General features: G+C 38.2%; 9 protein-coding genes and 1 pseudogene. 5 read left to right on the top strand and 5 right to left on the bottom strand.

Annotation, left to right across the window (positions count from 1 at the left end):
* The first annotated feature begins 46 nt into the window (after positions 1–46).
* Positions 47–1,303: an efflux RND transporter periplasmic adaptor subunit gene (locus H5160_RS08215; protein WP_010388432.1), complete on the top strand. Its 1,257-nt coding sequence runs from the start codon at positions 47–49 to the stop codon at positions 1,301–1,303.
* A gap of 11 nt (positions 1,304–1,314) precedes the next feature.
* A complete protein-coding gene (locus H5160_RS08210; RefSeq protein WP_004588883.1) occupies positions 1,315–4,515 on the top strand; it encodes an efflux RND transporter permease subunit in 3,201 nt (1,066 codons plus the stop codon).
* 845 nt (positions 4,516–5,360) lie between these two features.
* Here the strand turns inward: H5160_RS08210 and H5160_RS08205 are convergent.
* Entirely contained in the window at positions 5,361–5,558 is a 198-nt protein-coding gene (locus H5160_RS08205; protein WP_002963063.1) for a hypothetical protein, read from the bottom strand.
* Between the two features lie 806 nt (positions 5,559–6,364).
* Between H5160_RS08205 and H5160_RS08200 the strand changes: the two genes are divergently transcribed.
* Positions 6,365–7,243, top strand: coding sequence for a hypothetical protein (locus H5160_RS08200; RefSeq protein WP_002962291.1), 879 nt, complete (start codon positions 6,365–6,367; stop codon positions 7,241–7,243).
* A 35-nt stretch (positions 7,244–7,278) separates the two neighbouring features.
* On the opposite strand, the gene H5160_RS08195 is transcribed toward H5160_RS08200, so the two are convergent.
* The 3 genes from H5160_RS08195 to H5160_RS08185 all read right to left on the bottom strand — a co-directional run bounded on the left by H5160_RS08195 (position 7,279) and on the right by H5160_RS08185 (position 9,753).
* Positions 7,279–8,232, bottom strand: a complete 954-nt coding sequence (locus tag H5160_RS08195; protein WP_002962290.1) for a replication initiation protein — start codon at positions 8,230–8,232, stop codon at positions 7,279–7,281.
* A gap of 714 nt (positions 8,233–8,946) precedes the next feature.
* Positions 8,947–9,231, bottom strand: a complete 285-nt coding sequence (locus H5160_RS08190; protein ID WP_002962289.1) for a hypothetical protein — start codon at positions 9,229–9,231, stop codon at positions 8,947–8,949.
* A gap of 129 nt (positions 9,232–9,360) precedes the next feature.
* Positions 9,361–9,753, bottom strand: coding sequence for a hypothetical protein (locus H5160_RS08185; RefSeq protein ID WP_010558040.1), 393 nt, complete (start codon positions 9,751–9,753; stop codon positions 9,361–9,363).
* 567 nt (positions 9,754–10,320) lie between these two features.
* Between H5160_RS08185 and H5160_RS08180 the strand changes: the two genes are divergently transcribed.
* Positions 10,321–10,524 carry a hypothetical protein gene (locus H5160_RS08180; RefSeq protein ID WP_002962287.1) on the top strand — a complete coding sequence of 68 codons (204 nt, stop codon included), beginning with the start codon at positions 10,321–10,323 and terminating at the stop codon, positions 10,522–10,524.
* Positions 10,525–10,601: 77 nt separating this feature from the next.
* On the opposite strand, the gene H5160_RS08175 is transcribed toward H5160_RS08180, so the two are convergent.
* Positions 10,602–12,263, bottom strand: coding sequence for a recombinase family protein (locus tag H5160_RS08175; protein WP_002962286.1), 1,662 nt, complete (start codon positions 12,261–12,263; stop codon positions 10,602–10,604).
* A 67-nt stretch (positions 12,264–12,330) separates the two neighbouring features.
* Here H5160_RS08175 and H5160_RS08170 point away from each other — a divergent pair.
* Positions 12,331–12,579, top strand: a pseudogene (locus tag H5160_RS08170) (endonuclease III); the annotation flags it as partial.
* Positions 12,580–12,638: the final 59 nt, after the last annotated feature.

Here is a 12,638-nt window from a genome sequence, read left to right as displayed (position 1 = left end):
AGCGAAAAACGAAATCTTAAATTTATTAAAAATATAGGTTACAAAAATGAATACAGTAATTAGTAAAAAATTTTTAGCCGTAGTAATTAGCAGCCTGTTAGTTGGGTTTACTACAAATCATGATGCTTTTGCACAGTCGTCAGATGGAACTGGTTCTGTCACAAACGTTTCGAAACAAGAAGAAAAAGAACATCAAGATGAGCATGAACACGAAAAGGGACATGAAGAAGATAAAGGTGACCATGACGAGCACGGCCATGAAGGTGGTAATAAAGAGGGAGAAGAAGAACATGAAGAAGGTATCACTATTGATCCAAAGAAGATGTCGCTTGCTAAAATTAAAGTGGAAAGTGTTAAGCCTGAATATCAATTTAGCTCCGTATATGCACCTGGCGAAATAAAAGCTAATGGCTATAAAAGTTATGTGGTATCACCACGTACAGAGTCAGTCATTATCAGTCGCCATGCAGCGCTTGGCGAGTATGTAGAAATAGGTCAGAAGTTAGTTACATTATTTAGTGAAGCAATGGCACAAGCACAAGCTGACTATTTAATCGCTTCAACCGAATGGCAACGTGTAAAAAAGCTGGGTAATAAGACGGTGAGTGAAAGTCGATTATTACAAGCTGAAACAACATACAATGCGAGCTATGGCAAGCTCATTGCTTTAGGGTTAACTGAAAAAGCAATAAATGGTATTTCTAACAAAGACATTAAAGCATTTGGGCAATATGCATTAACGGCGCACCGTGAAGGTGTCGTGCTTCAAGACGACTTTATCCAAGGGCAACGTGTTGATGCTGGGGATTCAGTCATGTTGTTAGCTGATGAAAAACAACTATGGGTTGAAGCAAAAGTTTCTCCAAATAAAAAGCTAAATTTATCAATTGATTCTCCTGCGGTACTTAAATTAGAAGGCCAGAGTTACAATGCCAAAGTTATCCAAGAAGCCCATACAATTGATCCCGTAACTCGTACAAGAATTATTAGATTGGGGGTACAGAATGCTGATGATAACCTTCATTCAGGTATGTTTGTAAAAGTTTACTTTCAGTTTGCCACAAAGCAGAAAGTGATGGCTGTGCCAGAAGAAGCATTGATCCGCAGCGCAGATGGTGATTGGACCGTATTTGTCGAAGACCACCCTGGAGAATTTAAAGCTGTAGAAGTAGAACTAGGCCGAGCCTTAGGTGATTTTAGGGAAATCATTGGCCTTGATAGTGGGACGCGAATTGTAACCAAAGGCGCATTTTTTGTTGCTTCTGAAATCGCTAAAGGCGGATTTGATCCGCATAACCACTAAGGAGCAAGACTATGTTTAATAAAATAATAGATTGGTCTGTTAATAATAGACTCCTGATTTTGATTGCGCTGTTTGCCACAATTGTCGGCGCAATTATGGTTATACCAAAACTAAATTTAGATGCCTTTCCTGATGTTACTAATGTTCAAGTTGCTGTAAATACTGAAGCGCCAGGACTAGCTGCTGAAGAAGTTGAACAACTCATTACGTACCCCATTGAAGCGGTCATGTATGCCTTACCTGATGTAGAACAAGTGCGCTCAATTTCTAAAACAGGCTTGTCTGGCGTCACGGTTGTTTTCAAAGAAGGCACCGACATTTACTTTGCAAGACAACTTGTATTTGAGCGTCTTCAAGCCGCAAAAGAACTGATACCAGAAGGTGTCGGCACACCCGAAATGGGGCCAAACACCTCAGGGCTAGGCCAAGTATTTCAGTACCTTCTTATTTCAGATAAAGATGCAGGCTATGATGCTATGGCACTCAGGAGTCTCAATGATTGGGTAGTAAAATTACTCGTTATGCCTGTCGATGGTGTTACTGATGTACTCTCCTTTGGAGGTATTGTTAGGCAGTACCAAGTAAATGTAGATCCATCTAAGCTTCTTTCTTATAACCTAACGCAAGAAGACGTTGTTGGTGCCCTAGATAACAACAATGCCAATGTTGGCGGATGGTATATGAACCGTGGGCAAGAGCAGCTTGTTATTAGAGGTGCAGGTTGGTTTGAAAGTGGTGACGCTGGTATTAGTAATATCAAACAAGTTCCCGTCAAAACAGTTGATGGGACAGTTGTGACGGTTTCGGATATTGCTAAAGTTGAAATGGGCAGTGAAATTCGTCAAGGTGCTGTCACAATGACGCGCAAAACCGAAGACGGTAAAGTCGAAAATTTAGGTGAAGTTGTCTCTGGCATTGTCTTAAAACGCATGGGGTCTAATACTAAAGCCACCATTGATGGTATCAATGCAAGAATCCCATTAATTAATCAAGCATTGCCTAAAGGTGTTCGCTTTGAACCATTTTATGATCAGGCTGATTTGATTGAAAAAGCCGTTGATACAGTAGTTGATGCACTATTACTAGCATTTATTTTCATCTGTATTGTATTAGCACTATTTTTAATGAATATACGTGCAACCTTCCTTGTCCTAATATCTATTCCAATTTCAATTGGTATCGCGTTAATGATCATGGCTTGGTGGGGCATTTCTGCAAACCTTATGTCATTGGGTGGCATTGCCGTAGCCATTGGTATGCTAGTTGATGGTTCAGTCGTGATGGTTGAAAACATGTTTAAGCATTTAAATAGACCAGACTCTACCCATTTAAAAACTGTAAAAGAAAGAGTGCCTAGTGCTGATACTGATCCACATGATGTAGAACAAGATGAGCATGGTATTAAGTTACGTCTTCAAAATGCGGGTAAAGAAGTGGCTCGTCCCGTATTTTTTGCAGCTTCTATTATTTTAGTCGTATTTACGCCTTTATTTAGCTTTGAAGGTGTTGAGGCAAAGTTATTTCAACCTATGGCAATAAGCATCATTTTAGCTGTTATATCTGCTATTGTGGTTGCGTTGTTTGTTGTACCCGCTTTAGCTACTTATTTATTTAAGTCAGGTGTAAAAGAGAGGGAAAGCTTTGTTCTTAGGCCATTAGACAAACTCTACAGAAAAGGGCTTACATTCGCACTAAAACGCACCAAATTAGTCATTTCAGCCGCACTTATATTAGTTTTCTCTGCCTTTGCATTAGTTCCATTAATTGGTACTGAATTTGTACCTGAGTTAGAAGAAGGGACGATAAACTTAAGAGCAACGCTTGCACCTTCTTCCAGTTTAGATACCGCGCTCACTGTGGCACCAATTCTAGAAGAAAAACTAATGGCTTTCCCTGAAGTAACCTATGCATTAAGCCGAATTGGTCGAGCAGAAATAGGTGGAGACCCAGAGCCTGTGAATAACATCGAAATTTACATAGGGTTGAAGCCTGTTTCTGAGTGGACCAGTGCATCTAATCGATATGAACTTCAAGGAAAAATGGAGAGATCTTTAGAAGAATTCCCTGGGTTGCTACTCAACTTTTCTCAACCTATTGCGACTCGTGTCGATGAGCTACTATCTGGTGTTAAGGCTCAGTTGGCGATAAAGTTGTTTGGGCCTGAACTTGAGGTACTGGCGGCTAAAGGTCAAGAAATAGAAACAGCAATTAAAAACATTGAAGGTGCAAGGGATGTTGCATTGGAGCAAATTGCTGGTGAAGCGCAATTGGTGATAAGTCCTAACAGGCAAGAACTATCGCGCTTTGGATTGTCTGTGAGTGACATAATGGAGGTTGTGCGTGATGGTATTGGTGGTGTTGAAGCCGGACAAATAATCAATGGTAATGAACGTTATGATATTTACGTTCGCATAGAGGAAGAGTACCGAAGTAACAAAGAAGCTATTGCTGATATTCGGCTTCAATCACCTACTGGTGCTTGGGTGCGACTGGGTGACGTAGCCTCAGTCTCATTTGAGTCAGGCCCACCACAAGTTAGACGCGATGATGTACAACGAAGAGTCGTTATCCAAGCAAATGTACAAAATCGAGATATGGGAAGCGTGGTTGCCGATATCAGAACGGTAATTGCTGAAAAGGTTGACTTACCTTCAGGTTATTCTGTTTCGATTGGCGGCCAGTTCGAAAGTCAAAAACGTGCTCAAAATAGGTTAGCTATAGTTGTACCTTTATCGTTAGCACTAATCGCACTACTACTTTACTTTGCCTTTGGTTCTGTTGGTCAAGCTATGCTGATATTGGTCAACGTGCCGCTTGCTGTAATTGGCGGAGTTTTCTCCTTATATTTATCTGGACAATACTTGTCTGTACCAAGCTCCGTTGGCTTTATTACCTTATTTGGTGTAGCGGTATTGAATGGGGTCGTTATGGTAGAAAGTATCAACCAACGTATTAAAGACGGTCTAGAAGCATCTAAAGCCGTTTTTGAAGGCGCTACTTCAAGATTAAGACCTGTACTTATGACTGCTATAACATCAGCTTTAGGTTTGATACCGATGTTAATGTCTAATGGTGTTGGTGCAGAAATACAGCGCCCCTTAGCGAGTGTTATTGTTGGCGGCTTGGTAACTGCAACACTGTTAACATTATTTGTTTTACCTGTTTTATATCGCTGGTTTTCAGAGAAAAAAATAAAAGAGCTATCCAGATAAAATGACTGTGAACTCTAACCCCACGCTAAAGTCACGTTTAGCGTGGGGTTATTGAGTAGATGAACGAAAAGAAAGATTAGATTTAACAATAAACTAATAGTCATGACTGCTTTGTCGGAATATTTGTCGTTAAACAGGCCAAAGCTAACTTCCGCTTTCGTATCTTTGCAGTCTTAATCTTTATGTGTCTCAAGGTCGGCTTATGGCACTCTCCAGCCACTCGATAAAATAATAATTGATAAAGTGTTTTTCTCCGCCTGATGGCTCTTAGCTTATCCGACCTACTCTGGCACTAACTGAAAATACTCTTACTCTAAATTTAAAGTTAAGCTCTAATCAAAAAATATCAATTTTTGTGCCCTACTTTGCTTCAAATTGTAGTTATTATTCTCAATCTGTGACTCAAAATCAGCTTAAGTGATGGTACCCACAAACCCAAACCCGATATCTTATATTTCATAATTTATACGTTGATATTTGTCGAATTAAAATATTTTAACTAGCTTAAAGGCTGGCTGGTCAGTAACTTACATACATATAAAACTAAAAAGCACCCTGATTAACTCAGAGCGCTTTGCGTTTAGGACAAATAAACAAGGGTTATACAAATTTAATAAGGAGATGCTTAAGCATGACCTTCATGCTTGGGGTGTTACTTTTTCGATAATATTCGTAGTTATAGATACCTGTTATCATTCTAGTGCAAAAAAAACTTAGAGCGATAAACCAAGCGAAGTTTTCAGTGGATTGGAACTGTAAACACAATATAGCTGAGCCACTAAATGCGATAATCGAATAGGTAATTTCTATTCGATATTGGCTAAAAGCCTTTAAAATTTTGGACATTAAAAACCGTCATCAAAAGCATCAAAAGAATCATGTTCTATAGAGTCACCTATCGACTCTTCAATTTCATAAACAGTCATTACCCTGTCTGGCTGGCCCACCACATTGCCACCAACATCTACGATATTAGTACTGGCATTTGTGATAGGTAGTCCTGTTGTTGGATTAATAGCAATATCATTAGCGTCGTTTTTCATTTTTAAACCTTAATAATCATTAATTAATGCTTTCAAATTTAATGATTTCGTGATAAAAACAAACTTGTTTGACTGCGCAGCTCAGCAACAAACAGTTTGAATAAGGCATTCACTTTTCTTCTATTTTCACTTAATTTTTTTAGTAAAAACCCTCTCCTCTTTATCTAAAAAGTTTATTAATAAGTTTAATTTGAAGGCGGCTTTTGTCTGCAAGACAGGTTTTTAGATCGCATTTTTCGGCACGAAAAACTGCAAAATAGCGCCTCAGAATGAGGCCAACAAGCGCGTAATGTGGTGTAGGCGAAGCCGTAGACACATGGAGAAAGCGCGAATGTACAGCTGGTCTGTACTGACCGCGATAGTGTTTCGCATCAGCGAAATTCGATTAAAATTTGGCACAAATTGATATCGAACCATAATTTTCGTCAGAAAATAAAAGCGAAGAAAAATGCGGATAATGGGGCACCCATCGCATTGTCTGAAGCGGCAGTATGGCGGTCAGTACAGAGCGTAGCTCGGTGCATTCGCGCTGGGTATAAAACGCTAGCGCGATAGCGCGTTGAGCCAGCTCGTTGCGGAGCAACACCAGAGCTGACGGGCGTTTTAGACCTATGGTTGAGTAGCGAAGCGACGAGGCCATCCGCTGAAAGCGGCTTTTGTTGCGATAATTATCGCGACAATCATTCCGTACATGCTGCCAGAGCATCTCGGAATGAAAAACGGCAATATAATTATAAAATGATGATAATTTTTGTGTTGCGGTGCTAGTTAATTTTAATAATTAACTCACCAAAAGGATTTTTGAATTGACTCAGCAACCATCAAAAGATTTAGAAACGAAAAACCCGCTTCATACTCACTACCCTCGCTATTTTGATATTAATATGCGGTATTATCTAGGCGAAAATAACCACCAAAAAGGGGTTAACAGAACCAAGGTCTCGGTGCTTATTGCAATTCGGTTTTCTATTGTTACACCAGGCATTGTGCGTTGGCTCTACGGCATTAATCATCGCCTCGCGTTGGAACACCTAAACAGGCTAGAAAAAGATGGTTTACTGCGTGTAGTAAAAACACACCGCAGTCCAGATGGTCGCGTCTATGTGCCTACCTATACTGCTGCCAAATTTGCCGAGGAGTTAATGGGCATCGACGTGTATTTTAGGAGTAATAAAAACCCTGCTCTGCAGTTCAACCAAAATAATGTAGCACACAACCTTATAAACGCATTTGTAATGTTGCGCGGTATACATAATTATCACAGTGATGAAACGTACGCCCCAATGTGGAGTGGATTCATTACCGAGCCTGAATTTAAACGTATTAATAACCTATCTGATGCACGAACTGTGGATGGTGCTGTGCGACTCCTAGATGGCTCTGTTGCAGCAGTTGAAATTGAGCATTCATTTAAAAATAAAACGGCACGACAGGTCATTTTACTAAAATATTTGGCCTCGTTAAAAAAAAACGATTACAGTAAGATTTTTTTATTCTCTCAATCGGTCAAAATTTTTGATGACATTAAACGACTCCACGAACAACTATTTGAGGAAATGCCGCAACGTTTTGACAAGAAGACACGAGCACCACTTCTCAGTGAGAGCGATGCTGAGCTGCTGCGTGCCTCAATAATATACCGAACTAAATTGTGCTCTGAAATTGAAAAAATGTTTTACTCGTAATGCAGTAGTATCAACATTGAGACATCATGATTATTTTATTTATTCAATTGTTTAGAGTAAAAAATCTTAGCTTCATCGTCACCAATGATTTTTGCATACGTTATACAGCGCCTTATATCTGCTTTTGCCAATCTAAAAGCGGGGTTTTCGTTTTGGTTTGATAGCTCATAATTTCCTAATCGATTGAGGTTTCCCCGAGCCCACACACCCTCAGCATGCGACCCCTTATTGACTTTAGGGCGACGAGATAGTCTTGGCCTAGCAAACTCTTCACTTTCACTAGAGCATTGAGTAAAATAGGAAAATTCAATGGCAGTAATACAGTTACCCATTTTTTTAGGCTTAAACGTTACGCGTACATCTGTGTGGGCATTAATTTTTTCAATAGCAGGTAACAGGATGCGGTTTTTAAAATCGCGCCATGCTCCATATGATTCAGATAAAAATAATTTTTGTTTCATCTCTGGCAACTGAAAATTCACAACTACCGCGCCCTGTCGTTTGTAATTTTTATAATTTCGCACCTCGTTTAGGAGTGCATACAACCGAAATGATGCTAGGCTGTTTAATTTTACTGTGTTATGAAAAAATAACCTTGTGAAATTTTTCTCTATATTAAAAATATACGGCTCGATTTCTTCTGAAAACTCAAGTGTAATGAAAGACCCTTGATTTTTCACCTTTTCGTATGAAGCGCTACTCACCCAAGGAATTGAAAGCGACTGCCCGCTATCGTCTAAAATGCTTACAGATTTATCTCTGAGTGACTCTGCGGCAGAACTCAGCTGCTCATAAACGCTGTACTTACTCAGGCCGAAACACTTGGCATATTCCGTTGGATAAATCAGAATTTTTCCTGGGTTAGACTTTTTGGAGTTTACTTTAGACAGCGCGAGATTTATTAATCGCTGCTCATTAATATCGAGCGAATAACCCGCATGTAACAGCTTATTGCCGAAAACAATTCTTGGAGAATTTTTACTACTCATTTCTCTACCTCATTTCTAGTTTATGCTGTTATGCTAACCGCGGCTCAACGAATAAAAGAAATTTCGGTAAGTTTTTTGGTAAAAAAAGTTTTATTTATTTACAGTGAAAATGGCCCCCTAAACCGTATAAATTGCCTACTCATTTCGTATAAAATGCCACAATAAACATATAAATTGCCCACCAAAACAGTAAATATTTTATTTAATTTCAATAAGATAACCCCCTCTAAAAGTATTAAAATAGAAAAAATAAAAATACAGGCACATTTGCAACTTTTATAAATTTATTAATTCATTTCTGACGGTTAAAAAATAAATTAATTATTTTTTTATTTTTTATTTTTTATTTTTTTACCCCGCCACTATCATTTGTAATAAAACTACTGAGTGAACTGACTTACTGAAATACGCAAAAGGGAGATAGACATAAATCTACCTCCCTTGTGCATTTGACCTATGGCCTTGCCAAACATGATTACAATGACCTCGCTTTTGAGGCATCGTAACGAAACCCTGTATTTGCGCAGGACCCCCTCCCAGGTTTGATACTCAGTAACTGAGTAAAATGCCCTATTAAACGCTATTGCAGTTAGGGCAACGAATCAGCAAATAATGATTCAGGCATATTTTGGGAGATATGATTAGGCTGTTATTTTGATTTTGAAAATAACCATTATGACCTCAGTTTCAATCGTTAATTTTTTCAATTAGACCCTAGGGATAAACATCATCCTCGAAGTCACACGGCAGCTCCACACGCTCTACTGGGTGGCTAATTAGGCTGTGCATGAGCTCATAAGCAAGTTTTCGCATAGCAAACTCATTTAGTGTTTTATTCGCTGTAATTTCAGGGCCAATAACCTCCCACAGCTCATCTAAATTCGCATTATCACTGCGTAATTCTAATAAGTTTATCTGGTGGTCATTAGCGGTGATTACTCGGCTAAATGAGTGTAATAAATTTAAAAAATCCAATGTTGATACGTATGTATGTTTCATTTTTTCACTATCCTTGTGTGTTTTGTTATCAAAATCGATAACGTATTAGTAAATAAAATCAGGCATGGGTATTTAAAACGGTTTACGAAAAATATTTTTAAAAAAGCGAACAAATGTTCGCTTAGGGGGTTATGCATTGTCGATAATATCGACCCAATCACTTTCTGTTGCTGCAAAAAATGTAGTTGGCGTTTGCATAAATATTTGCTGGAACTCTTCAGAGAACAGCTCACAAAACTGTGTTATTTGCTCTATGTAGATAAGTAAAAAAAGCGTCATGTCGTGCCCTTCTAAATACCTATTCTCAAAACTTGGATTTTTTTCCAACATACTATTTGAAATACTAATGCCAAGTATTTTTCCAACGCTATCTCTATGTAAATAGATGTAATTATTGAAATTTAACTCTAATGTTTGTTCATTAACTACATCTGCTAACAATAAAATTGTAGAGCAGTCATCCCACGGAGATCTACTGGCTCGAACGTATTGGCGAATAAATTGAGATTTAATATTTTTCATGATTTGTCCTCGTTAATTGTCCTGAAATTAACTAGGGCCATGCAATGGGTAAAAGTGAAGAATTGCGTTTTGTTGGTTTAATTTGCAAAAATAATAAAAATCATTAATGTTGGAATATCACTGTACAACCTTGAGGATGAATAATATGGCGGAATATATTTGGTTATTACCTGCGACCGTATTAACAATAGTTTTAGTCGTGGTTATTAAAAAGTCCAGAAAGTAAACCTATATTTTAAGTGCTTAGACAATTCAGCGTGAAGAGTAACTTGAGCCTACCTATCAGTAATAAGTATTGAACAATTAATAAACCAACTTCAATAATTTCCTGATAAATATACAAAACACATTACTTAATTCTCTATTTATCTAAAAAATTTTTTGTGTTTTTCTCTGAATTTTAATCAAGATGCAATCTAACTCCCCATTTAGCGGAGGGATTCAGAAAAATATCCAAAACATCCCTAAATTTTGAAAAATTTTGAAAATAGTTATCATAGTACTGTTAGTTTGATTAATTAAGCCTTCAAGCTAACCAATTCTTTTATTAATAACTTAAAGGTTTCTATGCAAATTATTTCTTCTAATAATAATGGACTGCAAATGCAAAAAGGATATGCGCTAGCGATAATAACCAATAAAGGTAAGATTATTCAGTCAGGTATGGTTGTTGAGTTAATGGTCTTTGAAGCAATGCTAGATCATATTATTAAAACCTTTTGTGCCAGGTTTACAAGTATTGATCCTAATTATTTTAAAGAACCTAAATAACTAAGCCCTTCAACTAAATAATATTGAATATGGCCTGTTGCAAGGGTAAACTTGCGTCAGGCCACTTCGTAATTACGTCAAAAGTCATAACCACTAACTAGCTCACCAGTATGTTTATGCAGACGCAACAAACGCTTCTTATCATTATGAAATTCCAGTAAAAGCTCAAAGTAGTCAGCATTTGAGGCACCTAATAGGTGCTCAAAAACATTATTGAGGCCACCTTTATCGCCGCTAAATGTATTTAGCTGTAAACTGATGCTTTTAAAAGTATCTTTAACTAGCTGGCGAATAGCTAAACGTTCGTCATTGGAAAGTTTTACAAGGTTTTTAGTAAGCGATAACCAGCGGTCTGTTACTTCATCACGAAAAGAGTGGTCAATTTTAGCAAGCTTGTTTTTACTGGTATCTATTTGGGTTTGAATGTCACGCGCTTGTGTTTCAAGGGCTGATATTTTATTAGCTATCGCCTGTGGTGGCGTGCCCTCAAGTATTAAAAGCGTTTCTGTAAGTGAGTTTATATCGTCATTAATTTTTTCAAGCTGCGCAACCAGTGCTGATTCTTCAGTATTAATTAATTCGCGGTCGCTGCCCCCTAGCAATATACGTTGCAGGTTTACTTTATCCTGGCAAAACTTAACAACAGCACTTTCAACCATTTCAATTTGCACTGTAGAACTCATTGTACAGTTATTATTGCGCCTAGCTTCAACACAACCATAGCGCTTATGGCTACTTTTTACTTCATCAATACACTTTTTACGATAAACAACATGCGAACCGACCGATTTACCACAACAACCACATTTAAATACACCAACGCCCGATAAAATCCCCACAAACTTTTGTGTGTGTTTCGTAGCACCTCGTTTAGATGAATCTGCGACTAAAAAATCAAACTCAACTTTACTCATTAATGGCGGGTAATAACCTTCAAGAACGTAATCAGCATCGCCTACTTTTACATTCAGCTCACCAATTAACGAACGGCGCTTTACCTCTTTATAAACATTAGCCCCAGTGTGGTGAACAGTACCCGCACCAAACTCTGCATTAATAAGCTCAGCTATTTTTATACCGCCGTGCCCTTTTTTAAATAATTCAAGCTTACGCAGCATAATAGCTTTATTGTGCGGATCGAAGTCGAATAACTTTTTATCATCATTCCACACTACCCAGCTAGGCGGCTTACCACACTTAACCCTAAAACCACGTTTGCCGGCTAACCAATCATCACATTGCTTAGTCAACGCAGAACGAACCCGCAGAGATTTAGTTTCACTTTCCTCATTGGCCCGTATCAACACCAGGATAATATAAACCAAATCCATCGGATTCTTTTTAATGGTTTCTTTATTATACTCTTTACGGTCAGCCGCCGTGATCACCGTAATATCAGCATTAATAATTTGTGCAATAATGCCCTGACTTTCAAGCGGCGCAGCACGAGAAATGCGGTCCAAACTTTCAAGCACTAAAATAGAACCCGCCGGTACCTTACCCTGCTCTACCGCCGCTAAAAATATACCCAAAGCGCCCCGGGTAATATTGGTTTTATGAAACGCACTTAACCCCATATCACGCATTGATAATGAGTCATCAAGCTCAAGCCCTTTTTCCTTAGCAACCTCTTTAGCAAAACTAAGCTGCCGATTTAAAGACTGCCCCTTAGCCTGTTCGATTGTAGAAAAGCGTATATAACTATAGAGTAATGGTTTTAAAGTAGTATGCTTATTCATGTTTTTGATTCACCTCTGTTGTTATATACAGTGTAAATCAATACAATATAAGTATCTACTATTATTATCCTTTTGCTGGCCTGTTATAGCCGTAGATACACATATATTTCGTGTATCTAACCGTACAAAGCTTGCCATGGGTAAAGATGTTGTAGCTGTTGAACAAAAGCTTGAAAAGGTTGTACCAAAAGAATTTAAAGTAGACGTACATCATTGGCTAATACTACACGGGCGTTACACCTGCGTAGCACGTAAACCAAAATGTGGCAGCTGTATTATTGAAGACTTGTGTGAGTTTAAAGATAAAACAGAGTAACTATAGGCTGCCTTGAGCGATAAGCACATATTAGTTCATTTAATTTCACTTAAAAATTT

The organism is Pseudoalteromonas sp. SG43-4 (genome assembly GCF_014164325.1).
GTDB lineage: Bacteria > Pseudomonadota > Gammaproteobacteria > Enterobacterales > Alteromonadaceae > Pseudoalteromonas > Pseudoalteromonas distincta.
The sequence above is the reverse complement of the archived record's forward strand: the minus strand, read 5'-3'. Positions and strand labels throughout refer to the sequence as shown.